Here is a 23,266-nt window from a genome sequence, read left to right as displayed (position 1 = left end):
CCCTACTTAGTTAGTCATACTGATTTTATCTCATGGCCTATATATCCTTTTACCATGAAGTTTTATAGTTTCCTTCTCCATTCAAAGGGGTTTTATAACTATTATTTTCCCCTTCTTGCCAAGTGATATTTCCATTTTCATCTTTCATGACGAACTTGAATTCATAGAATCGATCTGCAGTTAAGCGGAATGTTCCACTCCAACTGCCTTCTGTACTTTGACTGAGTTTATATTCGTAATCTTCAGGATTCCATCTGCCGATTTCACCTCTATCCCCAATTAAGTAAACTCCCTGTGTGGCAGGTACATTTTCAACTGTGAATGTAACTGGAATCGACTTGCCTTCCAATTTATCAGCCATCATCCTGAACTCATTTGTTGGATTTCCTTCATCGTCGAATAAATAGGACATCCTTAGCAAGGTAAATCCCTCAAAACCATGGTTAAAAACCATTTCTGCTATATTGTCAAAGCCCCCTTCATTGTTGATCAGCGGGAGTGCATTTTCCCCGTTTAAGGAAATTCCTTTTTCATTAGCTAGAGAGGCAATATGCGTCACCAACGTTTTAGGAGCACTATAGGATGGTGCAGTATGTGCGTCTTGATCTCCCATTTCCAAACAGGTGAACGTGAGGGCCATATTTGATTTCTTGAATTGATTCAATAATTGGGAGTAGTTATAGTACCCGGCACTATACTCTGCTGAATGCGGCAGTACTGGATCATTCATTTTCCAATGGACTCCTGAGATTTTAGCTCCAATTGGCACGCCAAAGACTTTATCAAAATGTTTATGGGCAAATTTAGAGATTTTTGCAAGATGCTTTTCGAGTGCCCCTTGATACCACTGCATGAAGTCGTATCCAAATTGTGTATCGATTGCTCCGCCCTTGGTGAAAAATTCATCCCCGTTTCCTGGCGGCTGTATCTCATTCCAGTTTTTATACGTTTTGCCCCAAGCAGCATTTAATTTTTTTATCGTTGAATATTTTTCTCTCATGGCAAGCCTGAAATCCCGTTTTGCTCCTTCTGTATAAACTTGAAGCTGTCCCCTTTCAGGATAATCCCAGCCATCAGCATTTTGATAAGAGGGGTATCTTAGTTCCCCAGCTGGTCCTGCACTTAGATATATTTTAGCTATTAGATCCTTCTTATCAGCAAAATTCTCTGCAAAGGATTTATACAATTCGTTGTACTGTTCGGCTGTACCTTCCCACCAAGGAGCAAGTACTTCCTTATTCCAGAAACCACTTTCACTCTTGAATGCCATGTTCTCTGCAGTGTCTTTATTCCAGAGCCAACTTGGGATGGGATAGTTACAATCATCCCCCACATTACCTCCGCATTGATGTGTAGACAAAATGGGCACCCATTTTAAACCGGAAGCTCTCACTGTTTCCCCATATTTTTTATAATAGGACCAATCAAACTGATTATCTTTTTTACTCTCGACTAATCCCCACCAGATATCTGTCGTTATTGCATATACTCCATTTTCCTTTAACTGGGTCAGCTCTGCTTCGAATGCCTCCCAATCTGTTATTTCACCCAATGGGGCCATCACATAAAGCTTGTAATCTGGTTTTACTTCTGCTAATCCAGATGAAGTACTTGATAAAGGAACAAAATACAGCATAAAGGTAAAAACGCCAACAGATAATTTGTTCATAAAAACGCCAACCTTTCCCCTATTCATTTATAAAAATTTCTAGTTGAAATCGTTTAATAAAGTCATTCCTTTACTAGAAATTATATTTGTTTTGGTAATATTTATCAATTTAATTCGTCGGGAGAATTTAGTTCATAGCTCTGCAAAGAAAAAAAGGATAGTCCTATAAGAGACTATCCAGAGTAGCGGGTTATCTGCATTTTTATAAAACGATATAAACATTACCATCTTCTATTTCAACATTGAATGTCTTTACGCAACCATTATCAGGTTTTTGGACTTCTCCATTTTTGACACTGATTTTCCAGTCATGCATCGGGCAAAAGACGTGATCACCACTCACAATGCCTTCCACCAGAACTCCACCTTTATGTGGGCAACGATTTTCAATAGCCCGGAATTCACCATTTGCTAAATGAAAAAGAGCAATTTCATAATAGCCTATGGTTACTGTTTTTCCTAGGTTTTTTGGCATCTCATTTACTGTTGAAACCTTTATCTTTTGAAGAGTTTTCCCCATTTAGGCTTACCCCCTATTCATTTATTTGATATAGCTGGAATTTTCACTTTTTGAAATAAACCGGTTTGGATCGCATTACTCTCAATGATTTCTTTCCACGGTTCTTGCAATACCGATAAGGCCTCATCTAAACGTTGATTAAGCTCAATCCTTTTTTGCTTATCACCAATAATCGTCTTTATGGTATCGAATCCTACACGCTCAACCCAGACAGAGGTTCTTTCTAAATAATTGGCCGTTTCTCGATAATGTTGGATGTATGCACCTGTAATTTCAATTACTTCATCACTTGTTTTCACTTTGCATAACAATTCAGCAGCTCTTAAATGGGTTCCGCCGTTGCCGCCGATATAAATTTCCCATGCACCGTCAACACCGACAACACCAAGATCTTTGATACCGGATTCAGCACAATTACGAGGACATGCCGACACGGCCATCTTAACCTTATGCGGTGTGCCTACACGTTCAAATTTCTTCTCCAGGGCAATGCCTAGCCCAATTGAATCTTGAGTGCCAAAGCGGCAAAAGTTTTCACCCACACATGTTTTCACAGTTCGAAGGGTTTTTCCATAAGCATATCCAGAAGGCATATCCAGGTCAGCCCATACTTTTGGAAGGTCTTCTTTATCAACGCCGAACAAATCTATTCTTTGTCCGCCTGTAACCTTAAGTAACTTAACATTATACTTATCGGCCACATTTGCTATTTTCCGTAATTGATCAGGATTAGTGACGCCCCCATACATTCTTGGCACAACAGAAAATGTACCATCCTTTTGAATATTTGCATGTAACCTTTCATTGACATAGCGGGATTCCTTTTCATCTTCATATTCAACAGGATGGATCATGCCTAAGTAATAGTTCAGTGCCGGTTTACACTTCGAACATCCATCACTTGTATTCCAGCCGAGAACATTCATGACTTCCCGAGTATGGGTCAGATTTTTTTCGCGTATTTCAGCAACAACCTCATCTCTGGATAAAGTGGTGCACGCACATATGGATTCCTTTTGATTTAATTCACTGAATTCAGCTCCCAATGTCAGCTCGAGAATATCAGCGACTAACGGCTTACATCCCCCGCATGATCTCGAAGCATTTGTGCAGCCTTTTACTTCCTCAATACTTGTTAAACCATTAGATTCGATAGCCGTCACAATATCGCCCTTCGTTACACCATTACAACCACAGACGATTTCTTCATGTGACATCGACGCGACAAGACTAACACTGGGTTCTCCACTTGTTCCTACTTTTAAATATTCAGAAACGTCGGCATTTTTATTGATCATGCTCAATAGGTTATTGCTTTCCTTTGTATCCCCGAATAATACAGCACCAGAAATTTTCCCATTTCGAATCATTACTTTTTTGTAAGTACCATTCCATTCATTAAATTCCTTGATTGATTTGGCTTTTTCATCCTCGAAAATTTCTCCAGCCGAAAATACATCTACACCAGATACTTTTAACTTAGTAGACAGTACTGAACCCTCATATGCTTTGCCGTCAAGCTCGCAAATTCTTTTGGCTAATACTTTGCCTTGTTCATAAAGGGGAGCGACCAAACCATACACCATCTCACGGTGTTCCGCACATTCACCAACCGCATAAATATTCGGGATCCTTGTCTCCATATAATCGTCCACGATAATTCCTCGATTGACAGGGATGCCGCAATTTTGGGCCATTTGAACATTTGGTTTAATCCCAACTGCCATGACCACTAAATCAGCGCTGATTTCCTCGCCATCACTAAAGCGTAATCCTTTGACACCAATTTCACCTAAAACCTCCTGAGTCTGTTTCCCAAGATGAAAATTCATTCCCTGGCTTTCAAGTTCCCTTTGCAGCATTTTTCCTGCTGTTGGATCTAACTGCCTATCCATCAAATATTCTGAAAGGTGAATAACATCTACCTGCATTCCTAGATTCAAAAGACCCCTGGCTGCTTCAAGACCCAGTAATCCACCACCAATGACTGCAGCCTTTTTATTATTTTTTGAATATTCAATCATTTTTTCGCAATCTTCAATATTTCGAAAGGCTGTCACTCCTTTTTTGTCAGCCCCCTTTATCGGTAGTATGAAAGGGATTGATCCGGTAGCTAAAATTAATTGATCATATTGGACTTCACGATTTGCGTCTGAATATATGATTTGCTTTGTGGTGTCGATGTTTGTGACCGTTTCACCTGAAAAAAGTGTAATATTGTTCTCTTTGTACCAGTTCCAATCATTTATTGTAATATCATCTATCGTCGTAGCCCCTTGCAATACATTCGATAGTTGGATTCGATCATAATTCGGATGTGACTCACTTCCGAAGACAGTCACCTCAAACCTTTCTGGTTGAATTTTCAAAATTTCTTCTATACATCTTACTCCAGCCATACCATTCCCAATTAGTGCCAATTTCTGCTTAGCCATGTTTTGTCCTCCAATAAGATATTTTTTGAAAGGATTATATGTTTGATTATAGGTGACGTCACTATTTATAACAACAAGTGTGTTATAAAATCTTACATGATTTTTGAGAATTAATAATTAATGTTAGTTTTTATTACAAATATTCAGAAAATTAGGATATAATATTCTTATTGATCTAGCATAAATCAAAAATGAGGTGATTTTCATCGTCCAGCAAAAAGAATCTTATATAGACAGAAAGGTAATTTCCATAGGAGTGGTCAGAGAATTAACCGGACTATCCGATAGACAAATTCGTTATTATGAAGAAAGAAAACTCGTTTTCCCCGAAAGGTCTAAGGGAGGTAACCGTAAATACTCTTTTTCCGACGTCAAGGCATTAGTGGAAATCGCCGATAAAATAGAGGATGGAGTACAAACCAATGAAATTAGACAAGAAAAATTAAAAGAGAACAGAAAAATTGAACAGGAAAAAATGCGAAAAAAAATGCTGCAGGGTCAATTAAATGCACATTTTGGCTTACGTAATTGATTTTCGCTTAGCAACCGGAATTATTAGCCGATTCAATGAGTACTATAACTTTCCATATTTCAGACTTCGATTAACCAGGTCACAATTTCACCTTGCATTTATAAAATAGCTATTAACATTGATACACTGGACATGATGACTTTCATGTCCAGTTTTCCATTCTCATTTCCGTAAGGTTTTTCTTCCTCTACGCGAACTCCTTATCTTTTGTCTTCTCTGAAAACCATGATAATTTCTCGGATAACTTCACCACTTCTCCTATTACAATCATGGCGGGATTGGCAACCTGTTCTCTTGTAACGATCGCCACTATTGAATCGATTGTTCCTGTAAAAGTTCGTTGGAAACCTGTCGTTCCTTGTTCAATGACAGCAACTGCAGTTTCAGGCTTCTTTCCGCAGGAGCGTAATTGTTTACAGATATAAGGAAGGTTTTTAATACCCATATAAATAGCAATGGTGTCAACACCATGTGTCAAATGATGCCAGTTGATGTTATCAGGTTTGCCGGTCACGCAGTGTCCTGTGACAATTGCGAAGGAACTCCCCCATTCCCTGTGAGTCACGGGAATTCCTGCATAAGCTGGGGCAGCGATTCCAGATGTGATTCCAGGAACTATTTCAAATTGAATTCCGTGTTTTACTAGCATTTCCGCTTCCTCACCGCCTCGTCCAAAGATGAAAGGATCTCCTCCTTTAAGACGAACGATCGTTTTTCCTTCTATTGATTTACTAATTAACAATCGATGAATGTCCTCTTGAGAGACACAATGTTTACCAGGCGCTTTACCGCAATAAATGTATTCAGCATCAGGTTTACCGTATAAAAGCAATTCACGATTTACCAATCGATCATACAAGATGACATCCGCTTCTGCGATGCATTTGGTTGCCTTGACAGTAATTAAGTCCGGATCACCAGGTCCAGCACCAACAATATAAACCTTACCTTTTTCCATCCTTTTTCCCCTTTTGTTGTTAGTCATGTAAACTTCATTTGATATGGAATGCTGTGTGGTTAGGCTCTACTATTCGATCATGATTGAACCTAAAAAAAATATGATGAAAGGGAGGAAAACCTCCCTTTAATTAGACGTTAACTCAACTATAGGATGTACTTTTACAGCACTGACTTTAAAGCCAGGCATTTTGCATGTCGGGTCTAAATCCTGTGAAACGAGGTGATTGACATTTTGTGAGTCTGCCCAATGAAAAGGAACGAATATAGTATCATGGCGAATGGTTGCTGACCATTTGCTTCTTACAACAATACTTCCCCGCCTTGATTCGATTTTCACCAAAGTATTGTCTGGAATATGATATTTCTTGGCTGTTTCCGGATGGATTTCCATAAATGATTCAAAATTTCTTGCGGCTAATGATGAGCTTTTTCTCGTTTGTACTCCTGTTAAATAATGTGACATGATTCTTCCTGTTGTTAAATAAAGTGGAAAATCCGTACATGGCTGTTCTTTTGGAACAAGAGGCACATTATTAACCACAACCATGGCCGCCTTTCCATCCGGGTGGGCAAAAGACGTTTCGAATAACCTTTTTGTCCCTTTATGGTCAATGGATGGACATGGCCACAAAATGCCTCCTTCTTTTCTTAATCTATCATACGTTATACCATAATAATCAGCGGTTCCCCCGCGGCTCGCCACTCTTAATTCTTCAAAAATCTCTTTTGCTGATTGAAAGGAAAAATGCTCCCCTTTTCCAAGAGCTTTTGCTATATCACAAATGATTTGCCAATCATGCTTCACTTCCCCAGGTAATGAAAAACTTGCTTCCCGCAACGTTACCCGTCCTTCTAAATTTGTCATCGTTCCTTCATCCTCTAAATAAGACGAAGTAGGTAAAATTAAATCAGCCAATCTAGCAGTTTCAGAAACGAACATATCTACTGCGACAAGAAACTTTAATTTTTTCAAAGCCTTTTTGACAAAGTTAGCATTGGGATTTGAAACAATTGGATTGGAACACATTAAAAACATGCCGGTAATTTCACCTTCATTTATCTTCTCTATCATTTCGTATGCCGAGACACCTTTACGTGGCAAATCAGCCTCATCGATTCCCCATATTCTTGCAATATGTAATCTGTGTTCCTCATTTTCAATCATACGATACCCCGGCAGTTGGTCTGCCTTTTGTCCATGCTCTCTTGCTCCCTGCCCATTCCCCTGTCCAGTAATAGCACCATAGCCCGAATTCACTTTTCCGATTTTCCCTGTAACAATAAGAATATTAAGAAAATTACGAACGGCAGCTGAACCATCTGTTTGCTGTTCAACGCCCCTTGCTGTAAAAATCATTCCTGATTCTTCTTTCCCGAACATTGCAGCCGCTTTTTGAATTTGGTCGCTAGGAACCCCTGTCATTTCTGCAATTTCCTCCAACTTTAAAGATGTAACATACTCTTTAACTTCGTTGTAGCCATTTGCACGTTCCCGGATAAATGCTTCATCAGTAAAATCCTCTTCAATGATCACTTTCAATAATCCGTTTGCCAAGGCGGCATCCATCCCTGGTTTTACTTTTAGATGTAAATCGGCCATTTTCGTTGTTGCTGTTTCTCGTGGATCTACAGCAATAATATATGCCCCATTTTGTTTCGCCTTCTCAAAGTACGGCATGATTGTCGGCTGGCATTCCGCAATATTCGTGCCCGCCAAGATAATGCACTTTGTGAACGGAACCTCTGATAAGCTGTTGGTTAGGCCCCTGTCCATACCAAATGTTTGGCTTGCCGCCGAAGCTGCTGCGGACATGCACAAACGGCCATTATAATCTATATACTTTGTTTTTAAAGCTATTCTTGCAAATTTACCAAGCAAATATGCTTCTTCATTTGAAATGGATGCACTCCCATAAACAGATAATGCATTTACACCATCTTCCGCTTGAATCTTAGTGAAATTCTCTTTAATGTGATTTAATGCTTCCTCCCAAGATATGCGAATAAATTCACCATTTTTTTTTAATAATGGGTATTTAATTCGGTCGTTATGCAATGCATGTTGGTGTGCATTCATTCCTTTAATGCATAAGCGACCCTCTGAGGTTGGATTATCTTTTCCGATCGTCAAATACTTTTTTCTTGTCACTATTGTTTGTTCCAACAGTTGCATCTTACATTGCATGCTGCAAAATGGACATTGGGTATCATATCGTTTTTCTGATTGGACCTCTTGTTGCTTTGTGCGGAAATACTTTAATAATAATTCAGTCAAGGCTCCTCACCCTTTACTCATGGATTTCTTTGGATTTTTCATGGTACAAACATTTATCCGTTTATCTAAGTCGTGCATCAAAAGGTATTTACCACTTAGTTCATTCTCTGACCTACGCCATTTCCAACCGTTGAGATAGTTGCTGACTAAGTTCATTATCAAACAATACTTCTCTAACATGAATTAAACCCACTCGTTCAATCCATTGCCAAGTCCGTTCTAAGTAATTGGCTGTTTCTCGATAATATTGAATAAAACCGATGATGATTTCAATTGCTTCTTCATTTGTCCCGGCTACACATAACAGTTCACCGGCACGTACATTACGCCCGCTGCTTCCGCCCACATATATTTCCCAACCCCTGTCAATGCCCATAACACCTATATCTTTCGTTGTTGATCCTGCACCGTTATGCATACAAGCAGATATGCCCATCTTTATACGGTAAGGTGTTGATACATGCTCCAATTTTTTTTCCAACTCAACAGCAAGTAAAAGGGATTGCTGTTTATCACAAGAGCAAACATGTTCACCGATGCATGTTTTGACGTTTTGAACGGTGTTACCATATTTCGAACTTAACGGCATGTCTAAATCAGCCCACACATTTGGGAGATCTTCTTTTTTCACACCCATTAAATGAATCCGTTGTTCACTTGTTACCGCCACCTGAGATATATCATATTTATCTGCAACATTTGCAATTTTTAGCAAGTCTTTCGCATTCGTCATTCCGCCGTACATTTGCGGGATAACAGAGTATCGGTTATCACTTTGAACTGTTGCATTCTTTTTTTCGTTTATGAAAAGAGTTTGCTGTCTGATCTCGTACTCTGGGTGAATCATCCCTAAATAATAGCTAAGGGCTGGCCGGCATGTTGAACAACCTTCGCTATTTCCCCATTCAAGAACATCCATCGCTTCTTGAACAGATGTTAAGTCTTGGAGCTGCATTTTATACACGACTTCATCTTCCGTTAATGTCGTACATGAACACAATGCCTTTTGTTTCTTAACCTGTTCAGAATGATTACTTTGAATATATGCCAAAAGCTCGGTCACTGCCGGCTTACATCCACCGCAAGAACCGGAAGCCTTTGTGCATTGTTTAACTTGTTCCACTGTTGTTAATCCCTTATCCTGAACCGCTTCAATGATTGCCCCTTTTGAAACAGCATTACAATTGCAAATGATTTCATGATTTGCCATAGAAGCGATTAATCCCTCATCCGTACTTGGTGATTGGAACAGTGCTCGCTTTTCCTCTGACGATACTTCTTGCCGCTTTAAAATCATATCGAGTAATCGTGAACTGACCTTTGTATCTCCATACAGAACCGCACCTATGATTTTTCTTCCTTGAAATACCACCTTTTTATAAACACCATCTAATTCATCAAAAGTTGTGATTGATTTCGTTGTTTCATTACCAAGGAAATCTCCAACAGAGAATAACTCAACTCCTGATATTTTCAACTGGGTCGAAAGGACCGAACCTTGGTATCCGTTACATTTCACCTCACAAATATGCTTTGCCAGCACTTCACCTTGTTCATAGAGGGGTTTCACCAGTCCATAAACAATCCCTTGATGTTCAGCACATTCACCAACAGCATAAATATTTGGGATGCTGGTTTCTAAATAGTCGTTTACAATAATGGCACGATTTGTATCAATTCCGCTTTCTTTGGCCAAATGAATATTCGGTCTGACGCCCGCAGCCATAACGACTAAATCTGCTTCCAGCTCCGTTCCATCCTTAAAACGGACGCGCTCTACACGCTCGTTTCCGATTATTTCTTGTGTTTCCTTTTTTAAAAGAAAGTTCATTCCCTGGTTTTCCAACTCTTTTTGCAGCAAAAGTGATGCCGTTGAATCAAGCTGCCTTTCCATTAAATGGTCAGCAATATGAACGACATTCACTTCCATACCAAGGTTTAACAGCCCTCTCGCTGCTTCTAAACCTAATAAACCGCCTCCGATGACGACTGCTTTTTTATGCTTGCGTGAAGTTTCAATCATCTTTTGGCAATCTTCAATCGTTCGAAATGCAATAACTCCTTCTTTATCAACACCGGTAACAGGAAGTATAAATGGGATAGAACCTGTGGCAATTATCAGCTTATCGTAGTAAACTTCCCGTTCTTTGTCTGTTTTTATCTTCTGAGTCTCTTTATCGATTTTTACAACCGTTTCCCCTGTAAACAATTGAATATCATTCTTCGTATACCAGTTTCGATCATTTATCGCAATATCTTCAAACGAAGTGTTGCCTTGAAGCACAGTCGACAATAAGATTCGGTTATAGTTAACGTGTGGTTCACTTCCGAAAATAGTAATCTCAAAGGCAGTCGGATCTTTACTTATAATTGACTCAACACAGCGTAATCCCGCCATTCCGTTCCCTACTAAGACCAGTTTTTGTTTATACATTTTATCCCCCCAAAACAAGTACTGTAACAAGCCAATATTACTAGTAAACAAAGTTTTAGATCTTAACTGAATTCTTTCCGAGTACCCACGTTTTTCTCCATGAAAGATGGGCTAGACCCAGGATAAGCAACGCCATGATTCCAAATGCGGAAAATACTAAAAATCCTGTAGCGTATGTCCCAGTAATCTGTTTCAACGTACCTAGTATGTTTGGAACCAAGAATCCACCAACACCTCCGGCAGCTCCTACAATCCCTGTGATAAAACCAATTTCTTTAGAAAATCGCTGTGGAACTAACTGAAAGACAGCCCCGTTGCCCATACCGAGAAATAACATTCCGATGAACAGTAGGATCGTAACGACAGTAAGAGAATAAAGAAAACTAATCCCAAACATACATAATGTGAGTCCAAAAAATAAAAACATTAGCAGTTTAACTCCACCTATTTTATCGGCAATAAACCCTCCGACGGGACGAAAGAAACTTCCGGCGATGACACATAATGTAACAAATTCCCCTGCCCTTATTCGTGATAACCCATACTCATCAACAAAAAAGATGCTTAAAAAGCTAGTAAACCCGACAAAGCCCCCAAAAGTCACACTGTAAAGAATACAGAAATACCAAGTGTCCTTTATTTTAAATACATTGAAATATTCCTTGAGTGGTTTTGCAGGCGGTTGAGATGGTGCGTCTTTTGCGATTAAAATATAAATGACAAACACGATGGTTAAAGGAATCAAAGCTAATCCCATAACATTATGCCAGCCAAGAGACTCTGCAATACGCGGTCCAAACAATGTCGCAAAAAGAGTTCCGCTGTTACCTGCTCCCGCAATGCCCATCGCAAGACCCTGCAAATGCGGGGGATACCAGCGACTAGCCATAGGAAGTGCTGCAGCAAAACTTGCACCTGCCACTCCAAGCAAAATCCCAATTAAATAAATCTCGGCTAAACTTTCTCCAAATAACCATCCCCAAAAAAGCGGAATCATCGTTACAAGCATTCCGCCAATCGCTGTTTTCCGCGGGCCGATGCGATCCGTCAAAAGACCAAGGACGATTCGAAAAAACGAGCCTCCCAAAATCGGAATAGCTACAATCAAGCCTTTTTCAGCTGGGGAAAGTCCGAAATCCTTTGTAATATAGACACCGAGTGCACCTAATAATACCCAAATCATAAAACTGATATCAAAATAAAGGAATGAAGCTAATAATGACGGAGCATGACCGCTTTTTTTCAATTCAGATATTTTCATTTTTCATCTCTCCTATACTTTATTAATTGAATATTCGTTTATTTTACTCTTATAAATGCAAGATTTCTTTGTTTATGTAAGAAAACATTACACACTTTTTTTAAAAAAAAGCTTTCATTTGAATACTTTAAAGAATTTCTTGGAAAAAAGTCACCTTTTTCTTCTATACATCTAATTCCTAATCATACCATCGGGAAGATGTGATAATTTCTACCAGGATATAATTATATGTTTGTTGAATTTTTTGGTAAAAGCTGAGTTTCTCCTATTCATAACTAACTTTAGCCCCCTATTCGCAAAAATGGCATGAAACCCTTTCACACAAAGAAAGAGACTCTAGTCACTTTTTGATGCCTTAAGATCACTACATCAAGTTTCTTTCAAAACTATATATATAAAGAGTAGTAACCTTTATATAGCTAATTCTTCTTTCTTACCACAAAAAGAGAAGCCTAGGATTATGGCTTCCCTTCCATTCATAGCATTCCCTACCTAATAAGTTCAATTATTTTCCAAATACGAGAAACATTCCTCTGAGTCTTCGTATAATTTGCCTTATCGAGAGAAATAATCCGAATTCTTCCTGTACGTATTGAAATTAGAAGTATGAACAAAAACATCTGAATAATAGAATTCAAGATTTCCAACTTTGTTGAGCTAAAAACACTTCCCATCGCAGTCAAGACCTAAAATGCGTGAATTTTATTATATACCCGACTTTATGCCCATTCAATTTAAATTAAACTAACAAAAAATCTAATTGAGTCATTGTTATTGGAGGGTGATAAGAGCAGATTATGCCACCAACCAAGAGCAGGTTGCTACGATTAAACCTCTTTTTATTCAAAGAGAGGATATGGGTAAATTTTGATTTCGCTACTTAGCTTTATATTTCCCAATTTCACTTTGTTATTTTATCCTAGCCCTTATGGCAAATAGGATACCTATTTGCTTCTTTATTGTCCTTCACTTTCTATAGATCAGACCAATTGGTTATATTTCTATTGGATCAAAAATATATTGTAATATTCTAATGGTCAAATATATTAAAATCATAAATAGATAATCTGTAAAATTCCAATTAACACGATTCTAGATGTAAGCACATAAAAACCCCTTGGTAGCCAAGGGGTTTTGCGTTTTAGCATTAAGAATTATAATGTTTCAGTACAAATATTAGGAATATAATAAACAAGTTTAACCCCTATTAAAGGGGAATTTAACCTTTTCAGTCAATCGTTATTAAAAATTTTTCTTTCCTCATTCTTATTACTTGTCTATTTTATCCAATAATGCAGGTAATTCGTAAACCGCAAATTTGTCAAATGCAGGTGTGTACTGCTTAGGTACCATAACAGTGTCAACAAAGGGTTCGGTCCCCGATGCATTACTTCCACCGTATGGATTGGATCCCCCGTTATAAGTATTATCATTGAAGAATTTAATAGCATTTTTCCCTTTTTTCAAGTCAACATCCATGGTAACCGTGGCAAATTCCTGCCATGAGATAGTATTTTTGAAATACACCGTTTTAGGTTCACTGCCATTAACGGAAACCTGCGCATATCTCTCGACGACATTGTTATTGTAAGAATGCGACCCAGAATACTCTCCGTTTGCATATTGGACCACAAGCTTGTATTTACCTGCTTTCGGTACTACGATATTAGGAACTTCGAGATACCTTTCCTTTCCATCGAAGGATGATATGCCGTTGACATATTTACCGCCTGAAGCATTCTTGGCAAATGCATCATCCCGAATCAATGATGGGTCACCGGCAGCAGGTGTTCCAATGACATTTGCATTCTCAGCTTCTTCCTTAAATAAAGGATTTTTGTTTACAAAAGTTGCATTGACGTAATCCAAACTCAATTTTGCCGTGGATTTGATATCAAGTAAGTTAATACCTGTCCGCAGGAACATTCTAACCTTGGTGCTCTGCCATTTGCCTTTTGTATTTTTTACAGGGATATTTATTACGTTCTGTCGATCATGATCAATGGAAAGTTCACCTGCATTATTGGTGGCATATCGAACGGTTACATCATACATCCCATCTTCTTGAACGCCCATCACAAAACGAGTTTTTGCACCTGAATTTTTATTCTTTGATTTACCATCTTTATTTTTTTTGATGTTCCCTTTATCACCATTGGAATCCTTATACCCGGTTACATACCCCGCTCCTTTGAATCCAGTTATCTTGCTTTCCCTTCTCAGCCCATTTTCATGATCATACTCCGCAAACTCGGCTTGAACTCGGTAATTGGGCTTTGAGCCCATTTTACCATTGTAATTCAATTCAATGAAATCGAGCGTAGCAGCACCTTGACCCATCTCTCCGGTATCCTGATTATATTTACTAATGCTAACTGAATGCTTTCCGGCTTTCAAATTGATATATTTTGTAACCATCCCAAGCTGTTCGTAGCTATAATCCGCTCTCAAATCTACTTTGAAGGAAGGCTTATCATCGATTTTTATAAAGAAATCGGAATTCTGTCTTTGTGCTGACGTTCCACCACCTGACTGAGTAGGAAGATTTGCAGTCGAGCCACTGCCTTCCCCTATGTCCAATTTATAATTCCCATCTTTCGGGACTGTAATATTCGTAAATTTAACAACGCTGTCTTTATAGTCAATGCCGCCAATGTACTGGCCATTGGATGCGGAACGCCCGCTTGAAACCCTTGGATATACACTCTTTGGTTCAAGGACATGATTTCTAACTTCTGCATGTTCTGCTTCGTACCTCTTGAACCAAGTGGAGCTTTGATCCGAATCAACAGCATCGGTTATGACCGCATAATACGATTCCATGTTATCAGTTTGAATAGGTAATGTTACACTACCATTTACGATATCATAGTTTCCATCAGCTACTTGTGATGGTTCCGCCAAGAAACCGGTAAGTCCAGTAAACCCTGCACGCCATACGGTAATATGGACCTTGTCGGATGAAGATAGAAATTTAGGACTATTCTTGTTTCCTGCAATATTTTTAAGCACTACATGGCTTTCACCTGTGGTTCCTCCAAAAACGATACTAGCTTGTTTTTTATCTTCATCAAGGGTCGATAATCCGTATAACCCAGGACCCGCATCATCCCCATCAGCATTAGCCTTCACAACATGGACCTTGGCCATATCGCCTTCCATGTCAGCATACCATTTGTACAGCCACCAAGCTCCGTTTGGCTCATTCTGACCTGCCAGTAGGGATCCATAAGAATTTGCTGTATTCCAGTAAGGAAGGGCCCCTGTAATTTTAAGTTCATCATAACGCGCCATGTACTGGATGAGTGAGCCTCCTACAGCAATTTCAGCAGTTGAAGCGTATTCATTAATATCCACAGGGATCGGAAAGGCGCTTTTTCGTTCAGGGTACTTTCTCTCATAACTCAACACATTTTTTGCTTCAACAGCCCTATAAGCAGCCAAATTGGATTTAGCATTGTTATAAGATTTGTTGGAAAGTAAATGCCAAGATATTGTGTCAGGCAAGCAATCATTTTCGATACAGAACGGGATAAAAGATTCTATAACATTGGGTTTATAATTTAAGAGATTGGGTCCTGAAATTTTGGCGCCCGGGTCGATGCCTTTAATGGCTTTATAGATAGCTAACCAATCGTTATTAAATGTAGCTCTTGATTTAGCACCAACCTCATCCATACTATCTATACTTGGATAACGAGTGGTATTTTGTTCAGGTTCGTTATAAGGAACATAGATGAATTTGTCGTCGGGATTTTCACCAGGGTTCTTTTTTACCCACGCATCCTTGTAGGCTTTAATTTCAGTGGTGATGGGAGTGATGGCCTCTTTGATATACTCCTCAGGTGTTCTTGATGGGTAATACCATCTGCCATAGTAATCTTGCATATAAATTTGAATATTTTTTCCACCAGCTTCAAAGAAGTAGTCGGCAACTCTTAAACCGTCACCAGATGGATGCTGAACCCCATTGGGTGCCTTTTGAAGGATATGTGATGGTTTGATGGGTATTAAGGTATTGATGTCTGGTACGTTTGGTTCACTTAATCCGTATAGTGCCGCACTCGCTCCATGATGTATTTTACCAAGTGATCGGTCTGCTAGATCTACAGAAATTTCAGCCCAGGTAGCCGCTGAAGCCTTTGAAGGAAAAGACGGAGCCATAGATGTAATTAATGATCCCGCAAGGATATAAGGTATTACCTTTTTCATTTTCATACATTTTTTCCCCTTTTCATTTTATTGCACTCTCAACGCAAAAACGCACCCGTGTTAGTTAGTTTGTTGAAATTTATTTATATAAATCGCCACCTCAAGTACTTTAAAATGGGGTAATAAAAACCTGAATCCCTTCCCTTCTTGTATATGATGAAGCTTACTTGTAAACAAGATCATTCCAACGTAATTCATTTTGGAATGCATATGAGTTAGTGTCCTTATTGATAATCACACTTTCAATTCCTGATAAATCTGCCCAATCTTTTAACTGATTGGCCGTCACTTTATACGAAAAACAAGTATGATGGGCCCCTCCGGCTAATATCCAATTTTCCGCTGATTTTTCTAAAGAAGGCTGCGGCTTCCAAAGCACCCTTGCTACCGGGAGATTTGGCATAGGTTGGAATGGCTGAACGGCGTCCACTTCATTTATCAATAAACGGAAGCGATTTCCCATATCAATGATAGATGCATTTAAAGCTGGCCCTCCTTTCCCATCGAAAACAAGTCTCGCAGGATCCTCCTTCCCTCCAATGGATAGGGCATGCACCTCAATTTTAGGCTTAGTAGCGGAAATTGTAGGACACACCTCGAGCATATGTGAACCAAGGACAAGTTCATTACCAGGATGAAAATGGTAGGTGTAATCCTCCATGAATGAAGTGTCTTCCCCATCTGCAAGGATTTTCATTAAACGGACCAACGCCGCTGTTTTCCAATCCCCTTCCCCACCAAAGCCATAACCAGCTGCCATCAATCTTTGAACCGCTAACCCCGGGAGCTGTTTCATGCCATGCAAGTCTTCAAAAGTGGTGGTAAAAGCAGTAAATTGACCATCTTCTAAAAAAGCTTTCAACCCAAGTTCTATTCTTGCCTGTTCCTTAATTGATTCACGGATTGAACCTTCTTTCAATCCTTTTGAAACAATCTCATAAAGCTCTGCATATTCCTCTAACAAATGGTTCACATCAGACTCTGTAACATCACCCATTCGTTGAACCAAGTCACCTATACCATAACCGTTTATGGACCATCCGAATTTTATTTGAGCTTCTATTTTGTCACCTTCCGTAACAGAAACCTCTCTCATATTATCTCCGAATCTAGCAACCTTTAGGTTTTGCCCCTCAACAAAAGCAACCGCCGTTTTCATCCATTCCCCAATTTTTGCACATACCCCAGTATGCCCCCAATGACCCACCACCACTTTTCGATTTATCTTCATTCTGCTCCCAATAAATCCATACTCACGATCTCCATGAGCGGATTGATTTAAATTCATATAGTCCATGTCAATAGTCTCCCAAGGGATATCTTGGTTAAATTGTGTGTGGAGATGCAGCAGGGGCTTTTGTAATGCAGTTAATCCTGCTATCCACATTTTTGCCGGGGAAAAAGTATGCATCCAGGTTAGGATCCCCGCACAATTATCATCCTGATTAGCCTCTAAGAACAGCCGGCGGATAGAATCTGGATTGGTCATGACAGGCTTAAAGATCACTTTATAGGAAATTTTTGAAGAAGAATCCAAACCTCTTGCTATTTTAATAGAGTGGTCCTCAACTTGATTTAAGGTTTCTTCCCCATATAAGTGCTGGCTTCCGGTAACAAACCAGAATTCATATTGTTTAACTGAAATCATTTTACATCCTCCCTTTGATGTGCAGACTCATACGTACAAGTTACCGCATGCCCTTTCAACAACATTTATTTCTGACCATAATAGGCATGGGCTCCATGCTTCCGTGAGTAATGTTTATCTAATAGATATTGATTAATAGCTTCCGTTTTCATGTTCAGTTGATACGTGTGGAACGCCATTTTTGCAACTTCCTCTAGAACTACGGCATTATGCAAGGCATCATTTGCATTCTTTCCCCAACAAAAAGGGGCATGATTGGCAAGTAAAACACCTGGCATCGCTAGAGGTTCTAACCCTCTCTTTCGAAAGGTTTCAATAATTACATTTGCTGTTTCCATTTCATAACCGTTATTGATTTCTATATTTGTTAAAGCCCTTGTACACGGGATTTCCCCATAAAAGTAATCGGCATGGGTAGTACCTAACGTTGGTATGGAACGACCTGCCTGCGCCCAACTTGTTGCCCAAGGTGAATGAGTATGGACGATACCACCAATCTCAGGAAACGCATTATAAAGTGAAACATGGGTGGGTGTATCTGAGGAAGGACGCAAGTTTCCTTCCACGATGTTACCCAAAAGATCCACAACAACAAGATCCTCAAGGCTTAATTGCTCGTAAGGTACACCGCTTGGTTTTATAACGATACAGCCCGAGTCCCGATCGATTCCACTTACATTCCCCCATGTAAAGGTGACTAATTGATGTGCTGGTAATGATAGGTTAGCTGCTAGCACTTCTTGTTTTAAAGTTTCAAGCATAATGCGCCTCCCATGTTTCTTTTTTGATCTTTTTTAATGTTTTCATCACATTATTTTCACCACGGCCAAAGTAATCATATAGCTTCGAATATTCCTGGTATAATAGATCAAAAACTTTAACATTCTCTTCTATAGGTCGATATATATGTTCCTTCACACTGCCCATTTGTTGTGCTGCATCGTTGATATTGTCATAGCCTCCACGATCCTTGCCGGCAGCAACAGCACCAAACATCGCTGAACCAAGGGCGGGAGTTTGGGAGGACGCTGATATCCGAATTTCCATGTTCAAAACATCCGCATATACTTGCATCATAAATGCATTTTTTTCTGCAATCCCTCCACATGCATATATCTCATGAATGGGAACACCTCGTTGTCGGAATTCCTCCACAATTTTTCTGGTTCCGTATGCAGTGGCTTCAATAAGTGCACGGTATATTTCTTCTGGTTTTGTCAACAACGAAGTACCTACTAGAAGGCCCGTTAAATCTGCATCGACTAATGTCGAGCGGTTCCCGTTCCACCAATCCAAAGCTAGTAAACCACTTTCTCCAACTTTTAACTGGTTTGCTTTGTTTGTTAAAAATTGATGTATTTCCATTCCATTGGATTTTGCCTCTTGGTAGTATGTTTCAGGGACACAGTTTTCAATAAACCATTCAAAGTGATCACCTACACATGATTGACCGGCTTCATATCCGAGGAAACCCGGAATGATGCCATCCTCGACGACCCCACACATGCCCGGAACCATCTCCTCTTTTTCCCCAAGCAGGACATGACAGGTTGATGTGCCCATGATCATCAGGAGTTTCCCAGGTTCTGTAATGCCCACTGCAGGCAAGGAAACATGCGCATCAACGTTAGCAATGGCAACGGCTGTTCCCGGATGGAGCCCTGTAAATCGAGCAGCCTTTTCTGTAATTTCCCCCGCTTTCGTTCCTATTGAATAGATCAGTCCATTCAATTTATCCTCTACAAGGTTTTCCAGTTTAGGATCAAGTGCCTTAAAAAACTCCTTTGAAGGGTACCCATCCAGTTTATTCCATATCGCCTTGTAACCTGCAGTGCAGCTATTCCGTTTAATCGAGCCGGTTAACTCTGAAACAACCCAGTCTGTGGCTTCAAGTATTTGATCTGCAGCATCATACACTTCAGGCGCTTCATTTAAAATTTGCCAGACCTTCGGGATGAGCCACTCTGACGATATTTTCCCCCCATATCGGTGTAAAAAAGGTTCTCTTAGTTTTTCAGCTACTTCATTTAGCCGATTCGCTTCTTCTTGAGCAGCATGATGTTTCCACAATTTCACGTATGCATGTGGATGAGCTTCAAATTGTGCCACCATACATAATGGAGTCCCATTTTGATCAATCGGTAAAATGGTACACGCCGTAAAATCTATTCCCATTCCGATCACATCATCCGGCGAAACTTTGGCTTTCTTCAATACTTCTGGAATCGTCATTCCCAACACTTCCAGATAATCTGCAGGATGTTGCAGTGCCCAGTCATCCCCCAGTCTTGTAACACCATCAGGAAGGACTTCATCCATTACACCATGAGTGTATTCTTTTACAGCAGTTGCAACTTCTCTACCTGTACTTACTTCAACGAGAAGGGCTCTACCTGATTGAGTACCAAAGTCAACACCGATAGTATATTTTGTCATTTCATCTCTCTCACTCTCATTAAGTTTTAAGTGTTTCGTTATTGTTTTACCGTGACCTCAAAAATTCTTGCTGCATTTTGTTTTGGTATGCATACAGTCAATGTTCCATTATCCTTATTCCATTTTACTTGGGCATCGCCATTAAGTGGGTAGGACAGTTTAACTTCAGTATCCAGTCCTTCTAATTGGGATAATGGGATCGAAAAACATTCGTTATCTCCCTGCAATCTCCATACTGCTAAAAAGTATTTATTGTCATGTTGTAAACCAAAACACATCCACGGTGACTCTAAATTCGGGATTCCCGTAGGCCATATTGGATTCCCATTCGCAATATACTCACGGATCTCTTTGTAATAGCTAATAGCTTCTTTCACCAAATGCAATCTCTCTGAATTAATTTCAGCCAAATGACCACTTTGATGGATGCGAAGGAGCAAACTATTAACCATGTTAAAAATGACCTCTTCGTTGTCCCCCTCTTTTAATGGGTATGACCAAACCGCACATTGTTCAGGGGTGACGAGTGAAGCAGCAGCGGCAGCTATGGCCCCATTTTTCAGATAATCCGTTTGGTCACTTACTGATTGAATGCTATGGCGGCTTAATAAAGCATAATCCATTCTCATGCCCCCACTGCCACAGTTTTCTATGACCAAATCTGGGTATTTGTCAAAAATCGAGTCAAGCCATGATAAGTATGCCCGATTATGCTCGAGTAACCCATCTCCGAATGAATCGGCTTCCCGTTCCGTCCCGATACCAGCATTAATGTTATAGTCCATCTTGATATAACCGACCCCATATTGATTTACTAGGCGGTTTATTACTCCATTTGCAAATTCTAAGACTTCCGGATTACGAAAATCCAATTGATAGCGGGAATGGTCTATTACCCTCTTTCCATGTCGCAAGAAAAACCATCCATCAGGTACCTTATCTGCTAAGGGTGAGTTAATTCCCATAACTTCGAGTTCTAACCATAAACCTGGTATCATTCCCTTGTTGCCAATATAATCGAGAACCTCTTTGATACCATTGGGAAACCTTTGTTGTGAAGGAAGCCATTCTCCCACTCCATCCCACCAATAGCCGTCAGAATACCACCCACAATCGATACAAAAATATTCGCACCCCACTTCAGAAGCGGCATCAATGATAGGCAACAGCTTTTCTGTAGTTGGATCACCGAATAAACAATTCATATAATCATTAAAAATGACAGGCAACTGCTTGTTATCTTCATTAGGTCGACGCATTCTTCTTCTATACTTTGTCAACTCACCTATTGCCTGTTCGAAACCTCCTGAAACGGCTCCGATTGAAACCGGCACAGAAGTAAATTCCTCTCCTGGTTTAAGCTCTTTCCACCAATGATTTTCCGCCTCTGTAGGCCCACTTAACTGCAAGTAGAGGTATTCGCTTATATCACTGATCTCCCAATGCCATGATCCATTATGTTCAATTTGCCAAACTAACCCACTTCCTGTTCCCAGATTTTCCAGAAATGCCATTGGGGCGTATTGAGAGGATGACCATGTGCCATTACTTGAATAAGACAAACGCTTCATCGAAAATTTATTCACCATGTATAGACCTAAATCCTGTAAAGAATATTTCTTCCATTGGGCTTCCCCGTACCATGAGTTATGGGGAATATGTAACTTTATCTTATCTTCCCTGTTTGTTAGTCCTTCCTTGTCTATACCTGTATAGGCAAAGGAAGATACATACTCCAACCCTACTGATTGATTACCTTTATGGGAGACTTCGGTCCAAGCCTTAATTACTGGAATTCCAGAGTAAAATTGGAAAATAGAAACAACTTCAACACCTGTCTGCTCATCTATCATTTCAAATAGGAGCTTACGACCTTCTGAAGTCCTTTTATCATGAAATTGCTGTAATCTTAGTCTGTTTCCTGGATATGTCCCCGTGTGTTTAGACCCATGATGGTCATTTTGGTTTTCCCCTGAAAAATGGATTTCCACTAACCGAAACTTACTTCTTGTTTTATCGTCCCATTCAGAAATCCAAACGAATGGCAAGGATGAAAAATGAAGAAAACGAACGTCTTTTTCTTCCGTTACCTCAAAAACTAGATATAACCCATTTTCTTGAATTTCAATTAACTGAGAGACACTCTCCTTTAATCTACTCATAAAATCCTCCATTCTATCCTTTTACTGATCCGGACGTCATGCCTTCAATTAGGTACTTTTGTAAATAAACAAACATTAATACAATAGGTAGTACGGCTAATACTGATGCTGACATAATGCTTCCCCAATCCGTGGAATATAACCCCTTAAACAAAGTAATACCTGGGGTTAAGGTTCGGTGTCCTTCGTCATTAATAAAAACATATCCAAACATGAATTCGTTCCATGCGTTAACGAAGGCGAACAATGCCGTAGCCACTAGACTTGGTATGGATACAGGCAAGATAATGCGAAAGATAATGCCGATCCGTGAACATCCGTCCATTTCGGCCGCTTCTTCTATTTCGTATGGAATAGAATCGAAAAATCCTTTCATCATAAAGGTACATAAAGGAACCATGAATGTTGTATAGGCTAAAATCAATGAAGGGTAAGTATTTAACAGGCTCAACTTTTGCATAAGAATATACAAGGGAATGAGGAGAAGGACGCCTGGGATCATTTGTGACAAAAGCATGGCCATACTCACAACTTTGACCCCTCGAAAGTTATGAAACCGGCTGAGGGAATAACCAGCGAATATAGAGACGAGCATGGAAAGTATTGTTGTTGTTAGGGCAACAATTAAACTGTTTACAAAGAATGTGACAAATTTTGTATTGAATAAGACATTTTCAAAATGTGAAAGTGTCGGATTTTCAATCATAAAAGTTGGAGTGCTC

At 39.6% G+C, this 23,266-nt stretch carries 14 protein-coding genes; 1 reads left to right on the top strand and 13 read right to left on the bottom strand.

Annotated elements, in window-relative coordinates:
* Nucleotides 1-49: 49 nt before the first annotated feature.
* From BS1321_RS26230 to nirB (BS1321_RS26220), 3 genes are all read right to left on the bottom strand, one after another.
* A complete protein-coding gene (locus tag BS1321_RS26230; RefSeq protein ID WP_144476426.1) occupies nt 50-1,669 on the bottom strand; it encodes a family 14 glycosylhydrolase in 1,620 nt (539 codons plus the stop codon).
* A 202-nt stretch (nt 1,670-1,871) separates the two neighbouring features.
* On the bottom strand, nt 1,872-2,189 hold the full coding sequence (nirD, locus tag BS1321_RS26225; protein ID WP_063233772.1) for a nitrite reductase small subunit NirD: 318 nt from the start codon (nt 2,187-2,189) through the stop codon (nt 1,872-1,874).
* Nucleotides 2,190-2,206: 17 nt separating this feature from the next.
* The gene (gene nirB, locus BS1321_RS26220) at nt 2,207-4,624 is read right to left on the bottom strand and encodes a nitrite reductase large subunit NirB (RefSeq protein WP_063233771.1); all 2,418 of its coding nucleotides are present in this window, start codon (nt 4,622-4,624) and stop codon (nt 2,207-2,209) included.
* A gap of 256 nt (nt 4,625-4,880) precedes the next feature.
* Here nirB (BS1321_RS26220) and BS1321_RS26215 point away from each other — a divergent pair, with 256 nt between their 5' ends.
* Nucleotides 4,881-5,156, top strand: coding sequence for a MerR family transcriptional regulator (locus tag BS1321_RS26215; protein WP_269467089.1), 276 nt, complete (start codon nt 4,881-4,883; stop codon nt 5,154-5,156).
* Between the two features lie 187 nt (nt 5,157-5,343).
* On the opposite strand, the gene cobA is transcribed toward BS1321_RS26215, so the two are convergent.
* From cobA to BS1321_RS28350, 10 genes are all read right to left on the bottom strand, one after another.
* Entirely contained in the window at nt 5,344-6,114 is a 771-nt protein-coding gene (gene cobA / locus BS1321_RS26210; protein ID WP_063233770.1) for a uroporphyrinogen-III C-methyltransferase, read from the bottom strand.
* A 126-nt stretch (nt 6,115-6,240) separates the two neighbouring features.
* Nucleotides 6,241-8,391, bottom strand: a complete 2,151-nt coding sequence (gene nasC / locus BS1321_RS26205; protein WP_063233769.1) for an assimilatory nitrate reductase catalytic subunit NasC — start codon at nt 8,389-8,391, stop codon at nt 6,241-6,243.
* A 112-nt stretch (nt 8,392-8,503) separates the two neighbouring features.
* The gene (gene nirB / locus BS1321_RS26200) at nt 8,504-10,825 is read right to left on the bottom strand and encodes a nitrite reductase large subunit NirB (RefSeq protein WP_063233768.1); all 2,322 of its coding nucleotides are present in this window, start codon (nt 10,823-10,825) and stop codon (nt 8,504-8,506) included.
* A 55-nt stretch (nt 10,826-10,880) separates the two neighbouring features.
* Nucleotides 10,881-12,086, bottom strand: a complete 1,206-nt coding sequence (locus tag BS1321_RS26195) for a nitrate/nitrite transporter (protein WP_063233767.1) — start codon at nt 12,084-12,086, stop codon at nt 10,881-10,883.
* 1,269 nt (nt 12,087-13,355) lie between these two features.
* Entirely contained in the window at nt 13,356-16,304 is a 2,949-nt protein-coding gene (locus tag BS1321_RS26190; RefSeq protein ID WP_063233766.1) for a carbohydrate-binding protein, read from the bottom strand.
* A 157-nt stretch (nt 16,305-16,461) separates the two neighbouring features.
* Entirely contained in the window at nt 16,462-17,946 is a 1,485-nt protein-coding gene (araA, locus tag BS1321_RS26185) for an L-arabinose isomerase (RefSeq protein WP_063233765.1), read from the bottom strand.
* A gap of 65 nt (nt 17,947-18,011) precedes the next feature.
* Nucleotides 18,012-18,707, bottom strand: a complete 696-nt coding sequence (gene araD, locus BS1321_RS26180; protein ID WP_063233764.1) for an L-ribulose-5-phosphate 4-epimerase — start codon at nt 18,705-18,707, stop codon at nt 18,012-18,014.
* Complete coding sequence (gene araB, locus BS1321_RS26175) at nt 18,700-20,382, bottom strand: ribulokinase (RefSeq protein ID WP_063233763.1); 1,683 nt, start codon at nt 20,380-20,382, stop codon at nt 18,700-18,702. The genes araD and araB overlap by 8 nt, the downstream gene beginning before the upstream one ends.
* 38 nt (nt 20,383-20,420) lie before the next feature.
* Nucleotides 20,421-22,544, bottom strand: a complete 2,124-nt coding sequence (locus BS1321_RS26170; RefSeq protein WP_063233762.1) for a glycoside hydrolase family 36 protein — start codon at nt 22,542-22,544, stop codon at nt 20,421-20,423.
* Nucleotides 22,545-22,557: 13 nt separating this feature from the next.
* Nucleotides 22,558-23,073: a carbohydrate ABC transporter permease gene (locus BS1321_RS28350; RefSeq protein ID WP_232522740.1), complete on the bottom strand. Its 516-nt coding sequence runs from the start codon at nt 23,071-23,073 to the stop codon at nt 22,558-22,560.
* Between the last annotated feature and the right edge of the window lie 193 nt (nt 23,074-23,266).

It is taken from the genome of Peribacillus simplex NBRC 15720 = DSM 1321 (assembly GCF_002243645.1).
Classification (GTDB): domain Bacteria; phylum Bacillota; class Bacilli; order Bacillales; family DSM-1321; genus Peribacillus; species Peribacillus simplex.
Note: the sequence above shows the minus strand (reverse complement) of the source record. Positions and strands in the feature narration are given on the sequence as shown.